The 21136-nt window shown below is 63.7% G+C and carries 19 protein-coding genes; 12 read left to right on the top strand and 7 right to left on the bottom strand.

The window, feature by feature from the left end; genetic code table 11:
• Positions 1–137: 137 nt before the first annotated feature.
• Together glgA and GSQ95_RS13065 are read right to left on the bottom strand one after the other, a co-directional pair.
• Positions 138–1721 (bottom strand): glycogen synthase GlgA, encoded by a 1584-nt coding sequence (gene glgA / locus GSQ95_RS13070; RefSeq protein ID WP_256664573.1) that lies wholly within the window; start codon positions 1719–1721, stop codon positions 138–140.
• A 346-nt stretch (positions 1722–2067) separates the two neighbouring features.
• The gene (locus GSQ95_RS13065) at positions 2068–3189 is read right to left on the bottom strand and encodes a mechanosensitive ion channel family protein (RefSeq protein ID WP_158893180.1); all 1122 of its coding nucleotides are present in this window, start codon (positions 3187–3189) and stop codon (positions 2068–2070) included.
• Between the two features lie 333 nt (positions 3190–3522).
• On the opposite strand from GSQ95_RS13065, the gene GSQ95_RS13060 reads away from it, so the two are divergent.
• On the top strand, positions 3523–3894 hold the full coding sequence (locus tag GSQ95_RS13060) for a response regulator (protein WP_108581805.1): 372 nt from the start codon (positions 3523–3525) through the stop codon (positions 3892–3894).
• 200 nt (positions 3895–4094) lie between these two features.
• Here the strand turns inward: GSQ95_RS13060 and GSQ95_RS26500 are convergent, their stop codons facing one another.
• Both GSQ95_RS26500 and GSQ95_RS13055 read right to left on the bottom strand, forming a co-directional pair.
• Positions 4095–4229 carry a hypothetical protein gene (locus GSQ95_RS26500; protein WP_256664572.1) on the bottom strand — a complete coding sequence of 45 codons (135 nt, stop codon included), beginning with the start codon at positions 4227–4229 and terminating at the stop codon, positions 4095–4097.
• A gap of 102 nt (positions 4230–4331) precedes the next feature.
• Positions 4332–5555 (bottom strand): acyl-CoA dehydrogenase family protein, encoded by a 1224-nt coding sequence (locus GSQ95_RS13055; RefSeq protein ID WP_158893182.1) that lies wholly within the window; start codon positions 5553–5555, stop codon positions 4332–4334.
• A gap of 676 nt (positions 5556–6231) precedes the next feature.
• On the opposite strand from GSQ95_RS13055, the gene GSQ95_RS13050 reads away from it, so the two are divergent.
• Positions 6232–7227: a fatty acid desaturase gene (locus GSQ95_RS13050; protein WP_158893184.1), complete on the top strand. Its 996-nt coding sequence runs from the start codon at positions 6232–6234 to the stop codon at positions 7225–7227.
• A gap of 213 nt (positions 7228–7440) precedes the next feature.
• Here GSQ95_RS13050 and GSQ95_RS13045 read toward each other — a convergent pair whose 3' ends face one another.
• Entirely contained in the window at positions 7441–8355 is a 915-nt protein-coding gene (locus tag GSQ95_RS13045) for a LysR substrate-binding domain-containing protein (protein ID WP_158893186.1), read from the bottom strand.
• Positions 8356–8479: 124 nt separating this feature from the next.
• Here GSQ95_RS13045 and GSQ95_RS13040 point away from each other — a divergent pair, with 124 nt between their 5' ends.
• The 9 genes from GSQ95_RS13040 to solA all read left to right on the top strand — a co-directional run bounded on the left by GSQ95_RS13040 (position 8480) and on the right by solA (position 18482).
• Complete coding sequence (locus tag GSQ95_RS13040; protein ID WP_158893188.1) at positions 8480–9307, top strand: MaoC family dehydratase N-terminal domain-containing protein; 828 nt, start codon at positions 8480–8482, stop codon at positions 9305–9307.
• A 36-nt stretch (positions 9308–9343) separates the two neighbouring features.
• Positions 9344–10507 (top strand): acyl-CoA dehydrogenase family protein, encoded by a 1164-nt coding sequence (locus GSQ95_RS13035; protein ID WP_158893190.1) that lies wholly within the window; start codon positions 9344–9346, stop codon positions 10505–10507.
• A 10-nt stretch (positions 10508–10517) separates the two neighbouring features.
• Positions 10518–11867: an MmgE/PrpD family protein gene (locus GSQ95_RS13030; RefSeq protein ID WP_158893192.1), complete on the top strand. Its 1350-nt coding sequence runs from the start codon at positions 10518–10520 to the stop codon at positions 11865–11867.
• Between the two features lie 16 nt (positions 11868–11883).
• A complete protein-coding gene (locus GSQ95_RS13025) occupies positions 11884–13083 on the top strand; it encodes a CaiB/BaiF CoA-transferase family protein (protein WP_158893194.1) in 1200 nt (399 codons plus the stop codon).
• Complete coding sequence (locus GSQ95_RS13020) at positions 13080–13961, top strand: CoA ester lyase (protein WP_158893196.1); 882 nt, start codon at positions 13080–13082, stop codon at positions 13959–13961. Before GSQ95_RS13025 ends, GSQ95_RS13020 begins: the two co-directional genes overlap by 4 nt.
• 72 nt (positions 13962–14033) lie before the next feature.
• The gene (locus tag GSQ95_RS13015; protein WP_158893198.1) at positions 14034–15035 is read left to right on the top strand and encodes a TRAP transporter substrate-binding protein; all 1002 of its coding nucleotides are present in this window, start codon (positions 14034–14036) and stop codon (positions 15033–15035) included.
• Positions 15036–15091: 56 nt separating this feature from the next.
• Positions 15092–15733, top strand: a complete 642-nt coding sequence (locus GSQ95_RS13010) for a TRAP transporter small permease (protein ID WP_158893200.1) — start codon at positions 15092–15094, stop codon at positions 15731–15733.
• Positions 15730–17013 carry a C4-dicarboxylate TRAP transporter large permease protein DctM gene (gene dctM, locus GSQ95_RS13005; protein ID WP_158893202.1) on the top strand — a complete coding sequence of 428 codons (1284 nt, stop codon included), beginning with the start codon at positions 15730–15732 and terminating at the stop codon, positions 17011–17013. The genes GSQ95_RS13010 and dctM overlap by 4 nt, the downstream gene beginning before the upstream one ends.
• A gap of 299 nt (positions 17014–17312) precedes the next feature.
• The gene (gene solA, locus GSQ95_RS13000; protein ID WP_158893204.1) at positions 17313–18482 is read left to right on the top strand and encodes an N-methyl-L-tryptophan oxidase; all 1170 of its coding nucleotides are present in this window, start codon (positions 17313–17315) and stop codon (positions 18480–18482) included.
• Here the strand turns inward: solA and GSQ95_RS12995 are convergent.
• Positions 18479–19135, bottom strand: a complete 657-nt coding sequence (locus GSQ95_RS12995) for an ion channel (RefSeq protein ID WP_158893206.1) — start codon at positions 19133–19135, stop codon at positions 18479–18481. The genes solA and GSQ95_RS12995 overlap by 4 nt on opposite strands.
• 89 nt (positions 19136–19224) lie before the next feature.
• A complete protein-coding gene (locus tag GSQ95_RS12990; protein ID WP_158893273.1) occupies positions 19225–20385 on the bottom strand; it encodes an MFS transporter in 1161 nt (386 codons plus the stop codon).
• Between the two features lie 250 nt (positions 20386–20635).
• On the opposite strand from GSQ95_RS12990, the gene GSQ95_RS12985 reads away from it, so the two are divergent.
• Entirely contained in the window at positions 20636–21088 is a 453-nt protein-coding gene (locus GSQ95_RS12985; protein WP_158893208.1) for a MarR family winged helix-turn-helix transcriptional regulator, read from the top strand.
• Positions 21089–21136: the final 48 nt, after the last annotated feature.

The following is a 21136-nucleotide window of genomic DNA, read 5'->3' as shown; positions in this document are numbered from 1 at the left end:
GACGGCATAAAAGACACTGCGGCCCAGTTGGCCGCAGTTGCTGTTATGACCGGTGAGAGTTGCTCAAAGTTGGGCGGGGAAAGCGCTTTTCGTCGGCCTTTTGGCGAAGGAAAAGCGCTTGGTAGCCACGTCGGGCATCAGGCGCCGACGTGACGCTCCTGATGCGCGGTGGCCTGGAGCAGATCGAGGTACAGCGAGGCATAGGGCTTGGCGCATTCGGACCAGAAGAACGGGCCCTGCATGGCCCGGTGACGCATGGCCAGCAACAGGTCCTGACGTTCGAACACACCCAGGGCGCGGTCGATGGCGCTGATGTAGTTTTCCAGCGACAGCGGGGCGAACAGGAAGCCGGTGGTGCCGTCCTCGATACTGTCGGCCAGACCGCCGGTGCGGGTGGCGATCGGCAGGGAGGCGAAGCGTTGGGCGTACATCTGGCTCAGGCCGCAAGGCTCGAAGCGCGAGGGCATCAGCAGGAAGTCGCTGCCAGCGTACATGCGCCGCGCTTCGGTTTCGCAGAAGCCGATGTGGGCGCTGACACGGCCAGGGTAGCGCAGGGCCAGGGCCCGCACCTGACGCTCGATGTGCGGCTCGCCACAGCCGATGACCATCAGCTGACCGCCGCGGGCAACGATGTGATCGGCGGCCTGGATGGTCAGGTCGATACCTTTCTGCTGAACGAGGCGCGAGACCACCGCGAACAGCGGACCGTTGGACGGCTCCAGACCGAATTCCTCGCGAATGCGCGCCGCGTTGACCGCCTTGCCATCCCAGTCCGACTCATGGAACTGCTGGCACAGGTGCGGATCGCTGCAGGCGCTCCAGCCGTCGTCGATGCCATTGAGCAGACCGGTCAGCTTGCCCTCCCGCGCCTTGACCTGCAGCAGCCCTTCCAAGCCGCAGCCGAATTCAGGCGTGGTGATCTCATGGGCATAGGTGTGGCTGACCGTGGTGATGTGGTCGGCGTAGACCAGGCCCGCCTTGAGAAAGGAGACCTTGCCCCAGAATTCGAGGCCTTCCATCTGGAAGGCATGGGCGGGAATGTCCAGATCGGCCATGACCGACGCCGGGAACAGACCCTGGTAGGCCAGGTTGTGGATGGTGGTCAGGCAGGGGGTGCTGGCACCCTTCCAGCGTAGGTAGCCAGCAGCGAGGCCGGTCTGCCAGTCGTTGAGGTGCAGCAGGTCCGGTACCCAGCGAATGGAGGCGTCGCCCAGGGCGAAGTCGGCGGCGGCGCTGGCCAGGCGACCGAAGCGGATGTGGTTGTCGGCCCAGTCGGCGCCGTTCAGATCGCCATAGGGATTGCCCGGGCGCTCATAGAGCTCGGGGCAGATCAGCACATAGACCACCAGGCCGTCGTCCAGGTTGACGCGGCCGATGTCGCAGGCGGGCATGGCCGCGCGGGCGGCGATACGGCCGACCATCTGCACACGGTCCTTGATCGCGGCGATCACCTGGCGGTAGCCGGGGATCAGCACCCGGACGTCATGGGAGGCGGCGAGGGCGCGCGGCAGGGCGCCCGAAACCTCGCCCAGGCCACCAGCCTTGACGAAGTCGGAAATTTCCGGAGTCACGAAAAGAATGCGTTTACGGCTTTCGACAACGGAGCTCAGCGTCAGCTGAGGCTCATCCGTGCGCTTGCGAGGAGAGCTGGATCTGGTGGAACGAGTGGCAGTTTCAACGGGCTCCAGAGCCCCAAATTTCCCCACGACGGCATTTGCCATGGCGCGCTCCCAATGCAGCAAGTTCGAGACTGAGGTTTACCTGATTGCTTCTTCCTGAAGCTCGATGCTCCTGGTTCAAAAACGCCTACAGCCGAGCTGCTACAGCCTTTTTGCCGGTCACCTCTTCTGAGATGTCTGGATTTAGGCGAGAACTGCTTCGCGGATTTCCAGATTGCTCTCGCACTGACTCTCGGACAACGTCACAAGTTTCCTGCTCGAATGTTGTGGTCCTGCTTCGTATTGCCAAATACATGCCCGAAAGCGGGTGCTTACTCTTGGTGCGCTCAGAAATAAGCCCTAGGTGAACCGCTTAATGGCCACCTGATCGAGACAATTAGCCGATAAATCAGACTTCTGGCTGGCGTACGACGGGTTCGTGCCTTTCGTCGGATTGCGGTGCGGGAGGCCCCTCCCGACGTCCCAGTTCGGTTCGCAGCTTGGGCAGGCAGAGGGGGAATTCGCGATTGATGTAGGTGATCAGCCGTTCCCGCACGAAGCAGCGCAGGTCCCAGTTCTTCGACGAATCGCCCGAGCTCACCAGCACCCGGATCTGGATGGACTCATGGGACGCATCGGTCACCTGCAGCACGCAGACACGCCCGTCCCATAAATGGGGCGCCTCGGCACAGGCGCGTTCCAATTCGGTGCGGATCGGCGCCAGCGGCAGGGAATAGTCAACCCATATGAAGACTGAACCAATCAGGCTGGAGGATGAGCGCGTCCAGTTCTGGAAGGGGGTCTCGATGAAGTATTGCAGGGGAACCACCAGGCGACGGTCGTCCCAGATACGGACCACCACGTAGGTGCCGGTGATCTCTTCCACCCGGCCCCATTCCCCTTCGACGATGACCACGTCGTCGAGCCGGATCGGCTGCGTCACGGCGATCTGCAGACCGGCGATGAGATTGCCCAGTACCGGGCGCGCGGCTATACCCGCGACCAGGCCGGCGACCCCGGCGGAGGCGAGCAGGCTCGCACCCACCTGGCGAACCGCGGGGAAGGTCATCAGCATCAGGGCGATACCCACCAGCAGCACGATGAAGCTGAGGCTGCGCACCAGCACTCGATTCTGTGTCTGGATACGCCGCGCCCGCAGGTTGTCCGCCACATCCACGGGATTGCGCAGGGCGATGGTGGCGCCGACGGCCTTGACCGCCCTGAGACCCAGCCAGGTGAAGGCAGCGATGCTCAGCAGACCGGTGAGGTGCTGTACCGCACGCAACAGCGGCAGGGCATCGGGTGCGGAATTCCAGACACCTTGCAGCACCACCAGGGGTACCGCCAGCCGCGCCGGCTTCTCGGCGTACTTCACCAGGTTGCGCGCCAACAGGAAGGGGTTGGCCAGCCGGCGAATGGCTGCGAACGCCAGCATCAGGAGGATGCTGCTGATCAGCAGGGCGACCCCTGCCGCGAGCAGCGTGGTGACCCAGGGGGCGTTGAGCCAACCTGTCCAGTCGATGACCGTCATGCGCTTTTCCTCAGGCAGACGGCTTCCCGGGATCCTGAAAAGCTGACGCGTCGGAATCGCGGGAAGCCTTTCGAGATACCTGTTTTCCGACTGAGGGGCTCCGCCACGGTTCCCCGAGGAAGCAGCAAAACCCTCTTCCTATTAATACCACCCCTTTAGGAAAGACCCGTTCGGCTCCCGGCAGGCCTTTCTGTCGATCAGTGGGGCAGGATGTCGCACCTCGCGTCTAAGCTCAGAGGAGAGTGCGCAGCGGACGCAGGATAAGAGTAGAATTCGCGCCCCAACGAGATACGTCCAGTCAGATGGCGGACCTGCGGAGATCGAGACGGATTTATGAAGCCAGTGGTAGTGGTTGTCGAAGACGAGAACATGTTGCTCGGGCTGATGGAAGAGGTGCTCGAAGGCGAAGGCTTTCAGGTGCACACCTTCGGTACCGCGGACCAAGCCTGGGAATACCTGTCGAGTGCGCGTCCGACGCCGGATCTGCTGATCACCGATGTCCGCATGCCGGGTGTCATCGACGGTCTGGAGCTGGCGCGCCGCGTCAAACAGCAGCTGCCGGGTCTGCCCATCATCGTCTCCTCGGGTTATTTCGAGGAACTCCAGCCCGAACGCGCCCCGGATATCTACTATCTGCCCAAGCCCTGGCGTTTCGATGATCTGCTGGCCGGCTGCTTCCGCTTCCTCAATCAGCGCAAAGGCTGATTGCTGTCCTCCGCGGCCTGCCCGCAGGCCGCTTTTCGCGCTTTCTGCAGTTCATACCTTCAGCCGGCCGCCTGGCTGGTCAACCTGGTGCAAGGCCTCTGCCCTGGGGAAACCGTCCAGGTGATGGCCCGGACGGGCCGTGCCCTGCGCTGTGCTGGCCCATCCCGCGGCAGGGATAGGCCAGCGTCTCAGCGGGGCGATCAGTTGCCCAGGACGTCGACCAGCCCCAGGACGAAGAACAGCACGATGCACACCGCCGCCACGGCAACGGGGATGAAGCGCGGATCCTTGATAGCCTTCCATACGGCCTGACGATTGCTGCGCGACCTTTCCATGACACCGCTCCAGGAGGAAAGCCGGCGAGCTTAAAGCATAGCCGGGGGCGGCGAACAGCGGCGCAGGGCGGCTCACGTCGGCATTTCCGACCGCTTCGGCCCCTAGGCGACGCCGATCTTCCACTGCGGTGGTGGCGGCGTGCCGTTGACCGCGAAATCGCCGACGATGCGATCCTTGTAGATGCGCGGATTATGGGAGGCGAGGGTACGGGCATTGCGCCAGAAGCGATCCAGTCCCTGCGGTCTCAGCGTGGCCGAGGCGCCCAGGGCGTCGAACAGGCGTCCGGAGGCGTCGATGATCAGGTCCGTGACCACATTGAGCGACTGGCAGACCTCCAGTTCGGCCAGTTCCACCGCGCGATCCTCGGCCGCCTGGTCATCCGCCTGCCTGAGGTCATGCACGCGCTGCAGTGCCTCGGCATTCTTCAGGGCGATCACCCCGGCGCAGTAGGCGGCGCTGCGTACCTGGCCTACCACGGCCAATACCTGTGGATCCTGGCTGACCCGGTCGGCATTACCAATGCTGAAGGTGCGGGTGCGAGCGGCGACCGCGGCCGCCACCTCGCTGCTCATGGCCCGCCCCATGCCCGCCAGGTTGGCGAGGTGAAAGACCTGGAAGAAGCCCGGCGAATAGCGGAAGCGCTCGCCTACCGTAACCACGTCCCCAGGCTCCACCCGCACATTGGTAAAGGTGGCCGTGCCGCTGGCGGTCAGCGTCTGGCCGAAGCCATTCCAGTCATCCACCACTGCCACGCCGGGAGCGTCGCGGCGGATGGTGGCCATGACGCGATTGCCGGCGTCATCGGTGGCGCCCACGTCGATCCAGTCCGCATAGAGCGAACCCGTGGTATAGAACTTGGTGCCGGAGAGCAGCAGGGCGTCGCCCTCCCGGCGCACGCGGGTACTGAATTCGGCCCGCCGGGCATCGCCGACCTCGCTGGAGGCCGGACCCAGGGTTTCACCCGCGGCGATACGGGCGAACCAGCGGCTGCGGCGTGCCTGGTCATCGCTGTTGAGCAAGCCCTCGACAAAGCCCATGTGACCGCGCAGCGCCTGCACCAGATTGGAGTCGGCCTCGCCCAGTTCGATGAGCAGGGCGAACAGTTCCGGCAGGGTGACGCCCGCGCCGCCATGCTCGACCGGCAATCGCAAGGCGGTGAAACCAGCCGCCTTCAGCCACGCCAATTCTTCGACCGGCAGTCGCCGCTGCACCTCGCGTTCTATGGCGCCCGCGCGAATACGCTGGAACAGCGGCTGAAAGCGGGCCGAGAGTTCGGCGTGGCGCGCGGAAGGGCCGGCGCCCCAGCCTGCGGAAATGATGCTCATGGAAGAGGAGATCCTTCTGGTCGTGTCAGCAGAGAGTCGGGAAGCGCGAGCCCAAGGCGAGCCAGCTCGGTATGGGCGGCTCGGGTGCAGCCGATCAGCACCATCGCCGCCATCAGGCGGCGGCCGAGGGTTCCTACGAGAGATACCCGCGCTGTAGCGAGGTAGCGGGTGCGCGTGGCCGCTCCGGCTCGACTCAGGGTCGTCAGCCTCGCTAGCGGAGGGGGCCTGGGTCCGTCGGAGGCTTCCAGCCCGGCAACGAAATTCGCCCTTGCAGTTCGAGCAGACGGAGCAGGCGGAAGAGTGTTATCAAACGGCGGCATGGCGAACTTTGAAGTACGGGAAAGTTGGCGGAAGTCTAGATGAGCGTTAAAGAGCGCCGCCAATCTTCAAAGCTGCTAAGGATATGTCTTTAACTGATCTTCAATGCAGGTGTTGCTCACGCAACAGTTGAGCTGTCTGATCGGTGTTCGCTTATAAGCTTATGATTTTTTGGAAATTATGCTATGTAAGGTAAGAAGTGATAGATGGCTTGAACAAAGCGTTCAATCAGGCGAAGTTACAAGGAACGAGGTGGTCGAATAACGCCTTTTTCATGAGGTAATGCCTTAACGGTATTTGGCTTCTCTCTTGTTTTTCCCTAGGGTCGGCTTTGATTTCTCGTTATCAGGACCCTGCGGTGACTGTCTATCTCGATGCGCGGCACCGCCGTCTGATCAAGTTGCTCCTGCAAACCGCCACCGGTCGAAGTGAATGGCCAACCTGGGGGCTGATCGTCGGTGTCTACGCCGGCTGGCTGACGCTCGTCTGGGCGTGGCCGCTAGTGGGTTTCTGGATCCTGCCGCCGCTGACGATCCTGGTGGTGCTGCATCAGTCCCTGCAACACGAGTTGATTCATGGCCATCCAACGCGCTGGCCCGGGGTGAATGCCGTTCTCGCCCATCCGCCCCTCGGCCTCTGGTTTCCCTTTCCGCTCTATCGCGACAGCCACCTGGCGCACCATCGGCGCGAGAACCTCACCGATCCGACCCTCGATCCCGAGAGCCGTTATGTCGCTGGCGAACTCTGGGAGCAGCGGGGGCAGGTCGGGCGTGCGTTGCTCTGGATGGACAAGACCTTGATCGGTCGGCTCCTGGTGGGCCCGATCCTGTCGCTGCACGGCATGCTGGAGCTCGAAGTACGCCGCGGGTGGCGCGGGGAGCGGGGTGTGCTGCGCGTCTGGCTGATTCATCTGGCGCTGTGTGCAGGCGTGCTCCTGGCGATCCACTGGCTGTCTGGCATGCCCCTGGAGGTCTACGTGTTGGGGGTAGCCTGGCCGGCGCTGGCCGTGGCGCTGATCCGCTCCTTCTACGAGCATCGTCCGGCGCTGGACCCTGCGCAAAGATGCGTACTCAACGAGAGCGGTGGGGCGCTGCGCTGGCTGTTCCTCAATAACACCCTGCATCTGGTGCACCACGATCTGCCGGGCCTGCCCTGGTATTTCATTCCACGGGTCTATCGAGCCAGGCGACGTACCTACCAGACCCGCAGCGGTGGTTTCCTGTTTTCCGGCTTTCGCGACTTGGGCCGCCGGTTTGCCTGGCGACCCGTGGATGCGCCGTTGCATCCTCAAGCGCGGGCAGCAGGTAGGCCGGCAGGCAGACGGCCGCCTGCCCTAGCTTTCATCACCAAATAATACCACCCCTGTAAAGAGCTGTTCAGTCTCCTTCGACTCCTCTGCTGCAGCAATCAACGGCGAAGGGACCAGCCACGATCGAGACGCCGTGGTCGTCATGATCGAACCGAACACCGGCGTTGGACTGCAGACGAAGTGATGCGCAAATTGGGAGCGCTCCGGCTTTACTAGACAGGGGGTGTAGTCGAATGGATGGCTTCCGGGATCGCCTCGTCAGGCGTGTTCCCGGTTTACTTCGCCTTTGGCTGATTGCTGCAACAGCCTGACCAAGGCGCGGACGCTTTCCGGCAGCGCCTCCAGATCCCTGACCAGGATATTTCGCTCGCGCAGGGCCCAGGGCTCTTCGAGCCGTACCGTCTTGATGGCCATGCTTTTGCCGTGATGCTGGGCGGCGGATTCGGGCAGGATGCCGATGCCCACCTTGGCTTCGACCATGCGGCACACGGCCTCGAAACTGGAGAGCTGGATACGCAGATTCAGGGTGGCACCGAGACGCTCCACCTGATCCCGCAGGAAATTCAGCAGGCTGGTGCCCTCGCGCAGACAGATGTGCTGGTAGTCCAGGGTTTCACGCAAGGTGACCTGGGGCAGGCTCGCCAGAGGATGATCGGTCGGCACCACCAGCGTCAGGCGGTCCATGCTGTAGGGCAGGATCTGCAGATTGCTGGCCTCGATCAGTCCGGCGGTGATGCCCAGATCCGCTGCCCCGTCGATGACCCCCCTGACGATGTCACGATTGAGACGCTCCTGCAGATCCACCGTCACGCCGGGGCGGTCGGCGAGATAGCCGGCCAGCACCCCCGGAAGAAACTCGGTGACCGCTGTCGTGTTGGCGAAGATGCGGATATGTCCGCTGGCATCGCTGCGGTACTCGGTGAATTCGCCTTTGAGGAAATCCACCTGGCGCATTACCAGGCGGGCGTGTTGCAGCAGCCGCTGACCCGCTGGCGTGAGCTCCACGCCGCGGCTGTCACGGTATAGCAGGCGGATGCCGAATTGGCTTTCGAGGGCCTTTATCCGGGCACTGGCAGCTGCCGGAGAGAGAGCGGCCCGGCGTGCGCCCTGGGTCAGGCTGGGCGATTCGGCGATATGGATGAAAAGCCGCAGGTCAGGCAGGTCGAAATGCATGCTTCTGTGCTCAGTAGGGTTTTTGGCGTTCAGCCTAGCCGAATGCCGGCTTACGCAAATGTAAATTCACAGAACGAAACAACTCCCCTCAAGCTGGTCGAGAGCCTGATGACGGGAGCCAAACATGAACAATATGTCGGCCAAAGCCTGGGTGGGCCGAACCCTCGACACCCAGGAGTTCCTGGGTCAGCGCCAGGTTGCGCGTATCGCCCATACCCTCGACGAACCGCCGCTGGCTGCAGGCGAGGCGCTGCCCCCGCTCTGGCACTGGGCCTTCTTCGATAATCCCGTGGCAGGTGCCCAGCTCGGGCCCGATGGTCACGCGGCGCGGGGTACCTTCCTGCCGCCGGCGGAAGGGCGTAATCGCATGTGGGCGGGTGGACGCCTGGAGTTTCTCGGCGAACTGCGCGTTGACGAGCAGGCTCGTTGTCTTTCGACCCTGCTGCGCGTCGAGGAGAAGGCGGGCCGCAGCGGCAGCCTGCTATTCGTGACCGTCGAGCATCGCTATTTCCAGCGCGACGAACTGGTACTGCGCGAAGAGCAGGATCTGGTCTATCGCGAGCCCGGGGCGCCCAAGGCCGGCAGCGGCGAAGCCATTACCCTCGGTAGCTGGGCGGAGTCGGTGGTACCCGAGCCCACGTTGCTGTTCCGCTATTCGGCAGTGACCTTCAACGGTCATCGCATCCACTACGATTGGCCCTACGCGACCCAGCAGGAGGGCTATGCCGGCCTGGTCGTCCATGGCCCGCTCATCGCGACCCTGTTGCTGCGCAGCTTCCGTCGCGCCTATCCCGCCGCGCGGTTACGGCAATTCAGCTATCGCGGCGTTCGCCCGCTGATCGCGCCTGCTCCCTTCACGCTCAGTGGTCAGGTCATCGCGCCCGGCGAGGCGGAGCTGTGGGCCGGAAATGGCGACGGTGTCGCCCAGATGGCTCAGCTGCGTTTCGAGTGACAGCGGTGCCCCTATAACGACAAGAGAGAAATCCCCATGCTGGATGAACGACTAGAAGAATTCGCCGCCATTCGCGATGGCGTCCGTGGCCTCTGCGCGGGCTTTCCGGCCGAATACTGGCGCCGAATCGATGAGCAGAAGGGCTTTCCCCAGGACTTCGTCCAGGCGATGACCGAGGCCGGCTGGCTGTCCGCGATGATTCCGGAAGCCTATGGTGGCTCGGGGCTGGGCCTGGCCGAGGCGTCCATCATCCTGGAGGAGGTGAACCGCTGCGGGGGCAACTCCGGCACCATCCATGGGCAGATGTACAACATGTTCACCCTGCTGCGGAACGGCAGCGAAGAGCAGAAGAGCAACTATCTGCCACGGCTGGCCAGCGGCGAGCTGCGGCTGCAGTCCATGGGCGTCACCGAGCCCACCACCGGCACCGACACTACCAAGATCAAGACCACGGCGGTGCGCAAGGGTGATCGCTATGTGATTAATGGGCAGAAGGTGTGGATCTCCCGGGTGCAGCATTCCGATCTGATGATCCTGCTGGCGCGGACCACACCCCTGGAGGCCGTCCAGCGCAAGTCCGAGGGCATGTCGATCTTCCTGGTGGATCTGCGCGAGGCCATCGGCAAGGGGCTCACGGTTCGGCCCATCCCCAACATGGTCAATCACGAGACCAACGAGCTGTTCTTCGACGAGCTGGAAATTCCCGCCGGCAACCTCATCGGGGAGGAGGGCAAGGGTTTTCGCTACATCCTCGACGGCCTTAATGCCGAACGCACTCTGATCGCCGCGGAATGCATTGGCGATGGTCGCTGGTTCGTCGAGAAGGCCAGTCACTATGCCCGCGACCGTGTGGTTTTCGGTCGCCCCATCGGGCAGAACCAGGGCGTGCAGTTTCCCATCGCCGAGGCCTATATCGAGATCGAGGCCGCCGATCTGATGCGTTGGCACGCCTGTGATCTGTACGACCGCGGCGAGAACGCCGGGGCGGCGGCCAACATGGCCAAGTACCTGGCGGCCAAGGCCAGCTGGGAGGCGGCCAACGCCTGTTTGCAGACGCACGGTGGCTTTGGCTTCGCCACCGAGTACGACGTCGAGCGCAAGTTTCGCGAGACGCGCCTGTACCAGGTGGCGCCCATCTCCACCAACCTCATTCTTTCCTACGTGGCCGAGCACCTGCTCGAATTGCCGCGCTCGTTCTAGGGTGACTGCCATGACCCATACCGGACGTCTGGCGGCCTTTCTCGGCGAGCTGGCCTATGCGGATCTGCCAGCCAGCGTCGTCGCTCGCACCGAAGAGCTGTTTCTCGACTGGCTGGGCTCCGCCCTGGCCAGCGATGGCAGCCATCCCATACCGCTGTTCCATGCTTATGCGCAGACCATGGGGCCCCGCGAGGGGCGGGCCCGGGTACTCGTCGCGCCCTACGGCACCTCGCCCTACTTTGCCGCGCTGGTGAATGGCGCCGCCTCCCATCTGGTGGAGCAGGATGATCTGCACAACAGCTCGGTGCTGCATCCGGCGACGGTGGTCTTTTCCGCCGCACTGGCCGCGGCCCAGGACCTGGGAAAGAGCGGACAGGAGCTGATCGTCGCCGCGGTCGCCGGCTATGAGGCGGGCATCCGCATCGGTGAATTCCTCGGGCGCTCGCACTATCGGATCTTTCACACCACGGCCACCGTCGGCACCCTGGCTGCGGCGGTGGCCGTGGGCAAGTTGCTGGGCTTCAACCAGGAGCAGTTCATCCAGGTGCTTGGCAACGCGGGCACCCAGGCGGCGGGGCTCTGGGAGTTCCTGCGTGACGCCGCCGACTCCAAGCAGCTGCACACTGCCAAGGCGGCTGCGGATGGGCTGCTGGCGGCCTATCTCACGGCGCAGGGGCTGACCGGTGCGCGCAACATCCTGGAGGGCGAGCAGGGGATGGCCGCCGGCCTTTCCAGTGACGCCGACGCCCGCCGCCTGAGCGATCGCCTGGGGCAGCGCTGGGCCTTGCTGGAAACCTCGTTCAAGTTCCATGCGTCCTGTCGGCATACCCATCCGGCTGCCGATGCCCTTTTGGACCTGATGCAGCACGAGCGCCTGGCGCCCGACGACATCACCCGGGTGACAGCGCGAGTTCACCAGGGCGCTCTGGATGTGCTCGGGCGCGTAGACGTGCCGCGTACCGTGCACCAGGCCAAGTTTTCCATGGGCACGGTGCTGGGCCTGATCGCCGTCCATGGCAAGGCGCAACTGGGCGAATTCGCCAATTCCGCGCTGAACGATCCTGCGGTCGCGGCCTTCCGCGCGCGAGTCGACATGCGACTGGACCCCGAGGTCGACGCCGCCTATCCCCAGCGCTGGCTGGGAAGAGTCGAGGTGACGACCCGCCAGGGCGCCGTTCTGCAGGGACGTATCGACGAGCCCAAGGGTGATCCCGGCAATACCCTCGACAGGGCCGAATTGGAAGACAAGTTCCGCCGGCTGGTCGCCTTCGCCGGCAAGCGCCCACCCGCCGAGGCCGAGGCCCTGATCGCCCAGGCCTGGCGGCTGCACGAGTGCGTGGATCTCTATTGCTTCACCTGACCCGGAGTGAACCAAGATGGCTGTCGAAAAACCCCGTCCTCTGGATGGCATCATGGTCGTGAGTCTCGAACACGCGATCGCGGCCCCGTTCTGCTCCCGGCAGCTGGCCGACCTGGGCGCCCGGGTGATCAAGATCGAGCGGCCAGGCAGTGGCGATTTCGCTCGGGGCTACGACGAGCGTGTCTCCGGACTCGCCTCCCACTTCGTCTGGACCAATCGTTCCAAGGAGAGCGTGGCCCTGGATCTCAAGCAGGATGATGCCCTGGCCGTGCTGGACAAGCTGCTCGCCGAGGCGGATGTCCTGTTGCAGAACCTGGCGCCGGGCGCGGCGAATCGGCTGGGGCTCGGCTTCGAGGCGCTGCACGAACGCTTTCCCCGGCTGATCGTCTGCGACGTGTCCGGCTATGGCGGCGGTGGCAGCTATGAACGCAAGAAAGCCTACGACCTGCTGATTCAGAGCGAGGCAGGTTTTCTCTCGGTGACGGGGGGACCTGAAGATGACCAGTTGGCCAAAGCTGGCTGCTCGATCGCTGATATCGCAGCCGGCATGTATGCCTACAGTGGCATCCTGTCGGCGCTGCTGTTGCGGGAGCGGACGGGGGAGGGCAGTCGCGTCGAGGTCAGCATGCTGGAGAGCCTGGTGGAGTGGATGGGCTATCCGCTGTATTACGCCTACGCCGGCATGCCGGCCCCCGCGCGTGCCGGCGCCGCCCACTCCACCATCTACCCCTACGGACCCTTTCCCGCAGGCGATGGCGGCACGGTGATGCTGGGCCTGCAGAATGAGCGGGAGTGGCAACTCTTCTGTGAGCAGGTGCTGTTGCAGCCGGAACTGGTTACCGATCCGCGATTTTCCGCCAACTTCAAACGCTCGGCGAATCGCGGCGTGCTGCGCGACCTGATCGTCGAGGCGTTCGCCCAGCTCAAGACCGAAGAGGTCATCGCCCGCCTGGAGCGGGCGCAGATCGCCAATGCCCAGGTGAATGACATGGCCGCCGTCTGGGCGCATCCCCAGTTGCGCGAGCGCGATCGCTGGCGTGAAGTCGGCAGTCCGGCCGGTCCCTTGCCCGCCCTGTTGCCGCCGGCGAGCAACAGTGCCTTCGAGCCGCGGATGGATCCGGTCCCGGCGCTGGGCGAGCATACCGAAGCGGTATTGCAGGAGTTGGGCTATGACCACGCTGCGCTGGAGGCGCTGCGCCAGCGAGGTGCGCTATGACCCCTGCCGCCAACGAGCGTCCCGCTGATCCCCGCTCCGCCCTGTTCGTCCCGGCGACTCGCCCGGAGCGAATCGCCAAGGCCGTGGCCAGCGGTGCCGATGTGGTGATCGTGGACCTGGAGGATGCGGTCGCTGAAGCCGCCAAGGCGGCAGCACGCGGCGCCCTCGAACAGGCGCTGCTCGCCGCGCCTGCCTTGCGGGTCTGGATACGGATCAACGCCGCCGCTCACGCGGCCCATGGCGACGACCTGGCACTGTGCCAACGCCTGGAGCAGGTGCGCGGGGTGGTCCTGCCCAAGGCGGAAAGCGCCGCCCAGGTCGAGCGCGTCCATGCCGAGACGGGCAAGCCCGTCTGGCCGATCATCGAGAGCGCCCGGGGGCTGGATCGACTCAAGGAAATCGCCGGGGCTGCCGGGGTGGAGCGCCTGGTGCTCGGCGGTCTGGATCTGGGCCTGGATCTCGGTCTGGAAAGCGGTTCGGCGGCAGCCGAACGGCTGCTGGATCAGGCCCGCTTTCTACTCTTGCTGGAGGGCCGACTGGCCGGGCTGCCCGCACCCCTGGACAGCGTCTTTCCCGCCATCGATGACCTGGTCGGTCTGGCGACAGCCACCGCCAGTGCGCGTGACCAGGGCTTCGGCGGCCTGTTGTGCATCCATCCCCGCCAGGTCGCCGTGGTGCATGACAGCCTGCGGCCGACGCCAGCGGAAATCGACTGGGCGCGGCAGGTGATCGCGGCGAGTCAGGCCGATGTGGGGGTCTTCGTCGTCGACGGGAAAATGATCGATGCACCCGTCATCGGGCGGGCTCAACGACTGCTGAGGCGTCTGCAAGCAGGTGCTCCGGTGTTAGGCAGAGCTGAAGGCCCTGTTGGGCAATGATGAATTCCACCCCACGAAGGGGGCGCGTTTAATAAAGTCGACCTGATTACAAAAACAAGATGAGGTGTCGCCATGCCCACGCTGACTATCAAGACGCTGTTCTGTGCCGCCGTATTTTCCTTCGCCGGTTCGCTGCATGCTGCAGATGAGGCCCCGATTACCATCAAATTCGCCCATGTGGTCGCCGAGCACACGCCCAAGGGGCAGGGTGCAGTGCTGTTCAAGAAGCTGGCGGAAGAGCGCCTGCCCGGGCGGGTGAAGGTCGAGGTCTATCCCAACTCCTCGCTGTTTGGCGATGGCAAGGAGATGGAGGCCCTGCTGCTGGGCGATGTCCAGATGCTGGCGCCTTCGCTGGCCAAGTTCGAGCACTACGCCAAGGCCGTGCAGGTCTTCGATCTGCCCTTCCTGTTCGACAACATGGCCGCGGTCGATCGCTTCCAGGCCGGCCCCCAGGGCAAGGCGCTGCTGGCCAGCATGGAAGGCAAGGGCATCACCGGGCTGGCCTACTGGCACAACGGGCTCAAGGTGCTGTCGGCGAACAAGCCGCTGCGTGAACCCAAGGATGCCCGCGGCCTGAAATTCCGCGTCCAGGCCTCGGCGGTCCTCGATGAGCAATTCAAGGCACTGCGTGCCGTGCCGCGCAAGATGAGCTTCGCCGAGGTGTATCAGGGCTTGCAGACCGGGGTCGTCAACGGTACCGAGAACACCTGGTCCAACTACTACAGCCAGAAGGTCTATGAGGTTCAGCCTTACTTCACCGAGACCAACCACGGCCTGATCGACTACATGGTGATCACCAATACCAAGTTCTGGCAGGGGCTGCCCGAGGATGTCCGCAGCGAGCTGAGCAAGGTGATGGCCGAGGTCTCTATCGAGGTGAACCGCCAGGCTCAGGCCCTCAACGACGAGGCGCGTGGCGCCATCGCCAAGACCGGTACCAGCGAAATCATCGAACTGACTCCCGCGCAACGCGAAGACTGGCGCAAGGCCATGCAGCCGGTGTGGAAGCAGTTCGAGGGAGAGATTGGCAGCGAGGTGATCAAAGCGGCCGTCGACGCCAACCAGGCTAGCTAGAAAAGCCACGAGCGCTTCTTTCTTTCGCCCCCTGTCAGCTGTTGTCGGAGGTTCTTATGTCCGCCGTGACACGTCTTTGGGGCCGGCTGGAGGAGGCGCTCGTCGCCTTCCTGCTGGCGGTCATGACCCTGATCACCTTCTTCTACGTGGTGGTCAACAACGTTTACGCGGTTTTCTATTATTTCGCTGATCACCTTCCCTTTCTGGAAAAACCCCTCTTCGCCATCGGCGATGGCATTCTCTTCGTCTCCCAGGAAATGACCTGGAGCGTTGCCCTGGCCAAGGCCGTGTTCGGTTGGCTGATCTTCATCGGACTGGCCTGGGGCGTGCGCATCGGCGCCCACCTCGGGGTCGATCTGCTGGTCAAGACCTTTCCGCCCGCGCTGCGCAGGTCGGTTGCCTTGCTGGCGGTGGGCATCTGCATCCTCTACTGCGGGTTGATGACCTATTCCAGTCAGCAGTGGGTATCGGCGCTGATGACCGCCAACATCGGTGCTGAGGATCTCGACCGCTTCGGTGTGCACCAGTGGCATATCGTCATGATCGTGCCGATCGGCTTCGCGCTCATGCTGGTCCGCTTCGTCGAGGTGTTCCTGCGCATCCTGCGCAACGAGCAAAGTGGGTTCGGCGGACACAGCGAAGCCGAGGACGCTCTCAAACTTGTCGATGGACAGCAGGGCACGGAGCGCCAGCCATGACTATCACCTTTCTGTTCCTGGCGCTTTTCGTCCTGATGTTCATCGGCATTCCGGTGGCCATTTCCCTGGGGCTTTCCGGCGCGCTCACCATCCTGCTGTTCAGCAACGACTCGGTCCGCTCGCTGGCGATCAAGCTGTTCGAAACCAGCGAGCACTACACCCTCATGGCCATTCCGTTCTTTCTGCTGGCCGGCGCCTTCATGACCACCGGGGGGGTGGCCCATCGCCTGATCGAGTTCGCCAATGCCTGCGTCGGCCACATCAGGGGCGGGTTGGCCATCGCCGCGATCCTGGCCTGCATGCTGTTCGCCGCCCTCTGCGGATCTTCGCCAGCCACCGTTGCCGCGGTAGGCTCCATCGTCATCGCCGGCATGGTGCGTTCGGGCTACAAGCGCGAATTCGCCGCCGGCATCGTCTGCAATGCCGGCACCCTGGGCATCCTGATTCCGCCCTCCATCGTCATGGTGGTCTATGCGACGGCCACCGAATCCTCGGTGGGCAAGCTGTTCATGGCGGGGGTGGTGCCGGGGTTGCTGCTGGGGCTGGTGCTGATGGTGACCATCTACATCATCGCCCGCATCAAGAACATTCCGGCGCTGCCCCGCGCGTCCTTCAAGGAGGTGTTGCGCACCGGTCGCCGTGCCATCTGGGGCCTCATGCTGATCGTGATCATCCTAGGCGGCATCTACTCGGGCATGTTCACCCCCACGGAAGCGGCGGCGGTCTCGGCGATCTATGCAGCCATCGTCGCGGTCTTCGTGCACAAGGACATGAAGCTGAGAGCGTGCCACCGGGTGCTGATCGATGCGGGCAAGTTGACCGTGGTGCTGATGTTCATCATCGCCAACGCCATGCTGTTCGCTCATGTGCTGACCACCGAACAGATCCCCCAGTCGATCACGGGTTGGGTCGTGGCCCAGGGCTTCTCGCCGGTGGAGTTCCTGATCGTGGTGAACATCGTGCTGCTGATCGCGGGCACCTTCATGGAGCCGTCGGCGATCATCCTGATTCTCGCACCCATCCTCTTCCCAATCGCGATGCAGCTCGGGATAGATCCGATCCATCTGGGGATCATCATGGTGGTCAACATGGAGATCGGACTGATCACACCGCCGACCGGACTCAACCTGTTCGTCACCTCAGCGGTGACCGGGATGCCGCTGACCACCACCATCAGGGCCGTTTCCCCCTGGCTGCTGGTGATGCTCGCCTTCCTCATCCTGGTGACCTACGTGCCTTATCTGTCCCTGGCCCTGCCGAACTGGTTGGGCATGACCTGAGGCAGGGGAGGGTGACTGGGTGAAGCGTCCGACGACTTGCGACCGGACACTTCACCCAGTAGTTCAGTCGGCGCCATGAACAGAACGATCGGCCCCAACCGTCGTTGTCGCTACGCGGCCCCTGAATCGATCCTCGCCTAATACCACCCCTGTAAAAACCGAGCTGCCACCCTTCAATTCATCTTGCACGAACATGTCATGGAGACGATGACCACCCATCTCTGACTCCGCTCCTGGTCTTGGGCAGCTCGTCTTGCTAGCGTTCGCTGCTCAATAAGCGAAGAAGGCAGGGAGATGAGATGACCTACGCAACCCATGACGTCATTGTCCTGGGCCTGGGCGCCATGGGCGCGGCCACGCTTTACCAACTGGCCAGGCGTGGCGTGAAGGTCGCAGGCATCGATCGCTATGCACCGCCCCATGAGCTGGGCTCCAGCCACGGCGCGACGCGCATCACCCGCCAGGCGGTGGGCGAGGGCGCAGCCTACGTCCCCTTGGCGATCCGCTCGCAGCAACTCTGGCGTGAGCTGGAGGCGGAGCGGGACGTGCGGCTGTTCGAGCAATGCGGGGTACTGATCATGACCGCCACCGCGACGGCAACCTCCCATCACGGTCGCCCGGATTTCACCCAGGCCACCCTGGAGCTGGCGCGTCAGTACGGGATCCCTCATGAGGCCTGGGAGGGCGCCGTCATTCGCCAGCGCTTTCCGCAATTCCAGGTAGCGGCAGATGCGCTGGGCTATTTCGAACCAGGTGGGGGTTTTCTCTATCCGGAAGCCTGTATCCAGGCGCAACTGGACGGCGCGCGTGAGCGGGGTGCCCGGATCCATACCGATACCGTCATCGAACGCCTGGAGACGGACGAGCAGGGCGTAGTGCTGCATTCGGCACAAGGTCGCTGGCGGACGAAGCGGGTCATCGTCGCCGCCGGCATGTGGAGCGCTGAATTGCTGGGCGCACCTTTCGACCGGCTGCTGCGCGTCTGCCGTCAGACCCTGCACTGGTTCGAAGTCGCCAGACCTGAACTGTTTCCGGCGGATTCGCCAAGCTTCATCCTCGCCCATGGCAGTGGCGACAGCGATCTCTTCTACGGCTTTCCACCTCTGCCTGGCGAAAATGCCGTGAAGGTCGCCACTGAACAGTACCAGAATAATACCACCCCTATAGGGATTAATAGATTTCTTCATCCTGAGGAATCGAGCAGGCTATTCAGTAATCAAGTGGGCAGGTGGGTTGACGGTCTTTCCGCCCGAGCAGTGCGCAGCGCTGTCTGCGCTTACACCGTGACGCCCGATTTCGGCTTCATCGTCGACGAGCATCCGGCGCTACCGGGCGTGACCGTGGTCAGTGCCTGTTCGGGACATGGCTTCAAGCATTCGGCCGCGTTGGGCGAAGCGCTCGCCCAGCGCGTGACCACCGGACGCAGCGACATCGATCTCGGCAGCTTCAGCCTGGCGCGATTCGGCTAGCGGCTGCGTACCGTCAGGGTGACCAGCCGGGTCACCACCAGGGCGATGTACATGACACCGGAGAACTGCCCGAGCATGACCAGCGAGCGCGCCATCGGCTTGATCGGGTAGATATCGCTCAGGCCGACGCCGGAGAGGATGGCGAAGCTGACGTAGAGCAGCTCGGTCCAGGTGCGTGCGGCCAGGGGATCGTTGGCGGCGGTGAAGCTGTTGGGCTGCAGGATCTGACAGGCCGAGTAGGCATGGGCGAAGGCCCAGGCCAGCAGGGTGAAGGTCGCACCCACGGCGAAGAGTTCATCGGTGGTCGCCCGCTGGTCTTCCATCATGTAGGCGATGAGACTGCCCGCGGCATAGAAATAGAAGACCGCATCGAGGATGGCCAGGGATACCACCAGGTGGCGATCGCCCTGCCATTCCACCAGGACCGTGAGAACCAGGATGCAGCCGGCGAGAATGAACCCCAGCCACTGGATGGTCGGGCTCCGTCGCACCATGCGCAGGGCGGTGGCGAGGACGATGATGCCGAAGGCCCCGATGATGGCGCGCCCATGTTCTTCCTGCTCCACGAAGGGGTAGAGCAGCAGCCCGACTAGCTGGATGAACAGCAGGTTGGCGGAGGGGTAACGGACCAGGTAGTGCAACGGACTCTTCATCGCGACTCGGCGAAAGGCTCAGGGGCGGCCAGCGTAGCGGGTGGCGAGGCGCTTCGCCACGGGAGTCTGGTGCTCCCGTGGCGCGGACCTCAGGCGGCCTTGCGGCGAGTGGCAGGCAGCAGGATGGTCAGGACGCCCAGCAGCGGCATGTAGGAGCACAGCTGGTAGACGTATTCGATGCCGCGATGGTCGGCCAGATTGCCCAGTCCCGCGGCGGCGATGGCACTGACGCCGAACATCAGGCCGAAGAAGATCCCGGCGATCATGCCCACGTTGCCCGGTACCAGCTCCTGGGCGTAGACCACGATGGCCGAGAAGGCCGAGGCCAGGATGAAGCCGATGATGACGCTGAGCACACTGGTCCAGAACAGATCGACATAGGGCAGGGCGAGGGTGAAGGGCGCCGCGCCCAGGATCGAGAACCAGATGACCGCCTTGCGGCCGATGCGATCGCCGATGGGGCCACCAAAGAAGGTTCCGGCTGCGACCGCACCCAGGAAGAGAAAGAGGTGCAGCTGGGAGCTGGCCACCGAGAGGCCGAAACGCTCGATGAGATAGAAGGTGAAGTAGCTGGTGATGCTGGCCATGTAGATGTACTTGGAGAACACCAGCAGCGCCAACACGATCAGCGCGAAGGTCACCTGGCCGCGGGACAGGCCGTGGCTGACCGTGGCGACCTTGCGCCCCTTAGCGCTACGCAGGTGATTGCGATACCAGCGCGACAGCCCGTATTGCACGCCGATGGCGAACAGCGCGAAGAGCGCGAACCAGGCGACATGGGTCTGACCATAGGGAATGACGATGGCTGCCGCCAGCAGGGGGCCGATGGCGGTGCCGGCGTTGCCGCCGACCTGGAAGGTGGATTGCGCCAGGCCGAAGCGTCCCCCCGACGCCAGGCGGGCTACCCGCGAGGTTTCCGGGTGAAAGGTCGAAGAGCCGACGCCGATCAGCGCCGAAGCGGCCAGGATCGCGGGAAAACTGCCGACAAAGGCGAGCAACAGTACCCCGAGCAGAGTACAGACCATGCCGGCGGGCAGCAGATAGGGTTTAGGATGGCGGTCGGTATGGAAGCCGATCCAGGGTTGCAGCAGGGAGGCGGTGATCTGGAAGGCCAGGGTGATCAGACCGATCTGGGTAAACGTCAGACCATAGCTGTCCTTGAGCATTGGATAGATCGAGGGCAGGACGGATTGGATCAGGTCGTTGATGAGGTGGGCCAGCGCACAGGAGGCCAGGATTCCCGCCACCATCGGCGAGGCGCCGGCCAGGGCGGCGGGGGGATTTTCGCCAGGTACGGCTGGCGTGGCAGAGGAAACGGCCATGCAGGTATTACCCTTATTATTTATGTCCAGCCGCTCACTGTGGCATCCTGTGGTATCGGAATCCAGTGCCAGTTACCGGATGTTTCCGGCAACCGACCCCACGTCACCCGGGCGCTTGACCTGGCTGGGGATAGATCGCACCTTCCACTCTTTTCACGCTTTTGTAATGGCAGATCCCATGACAGCCAAAGATCCACTGCTCCTCGACCAGCAACTCTGCTTTTCCCTGTACTCGGCTTCGCTGGCGATGACGCAACTCTATAAGCCCCTGCTGGAGAGCATGGGCCTGACCTTCCCGCAGTACCTGATCATGCTGGTGCTCTGGGAGCATGACGGCCTCACGCTCAAGGAGCTGTCCCATCGGCTGCGGCAGGATTCCGGTGCCCTCACCCCCGTGGTCAAGCGCCTAGAGGCCGCCGGGCTGGTCACGCGCCGTCGCAGCGCCGAAGACGAGCGCAACCTGTCTATCGAATTGACGCCTGCGGGTCGCGCGCTGCGCGATCAGGCCAATGGGGTCAACAGCCGGGTGCGGCAGGTCTGCGCCCTGGGCGATGCGGGCCTGGATGATCTGCGCGAGACCCTGGTCATGCTGCGCACTCGTCTGGATGAGGAAGGTAACCCGACGTCCTGAACCAACCGGGCACGAGTGGTTCCCATGGCTACAGTCGCCGGGGAATTC

Origin of the sequence: Pseudomonas sp. BAV 4579 (assembly GCF_009765395.1) — a bacterium.
Lineage (GTDB): Bacteria > Pseudomonadota > Gammaproteobacteria > Pseudomonadales > Pseudomonadaceae > Chryseomonas > Chryseomonas aestiva.
This window is presented reverse-complemented; position numbering and strand designations above follow the sequence as displayed.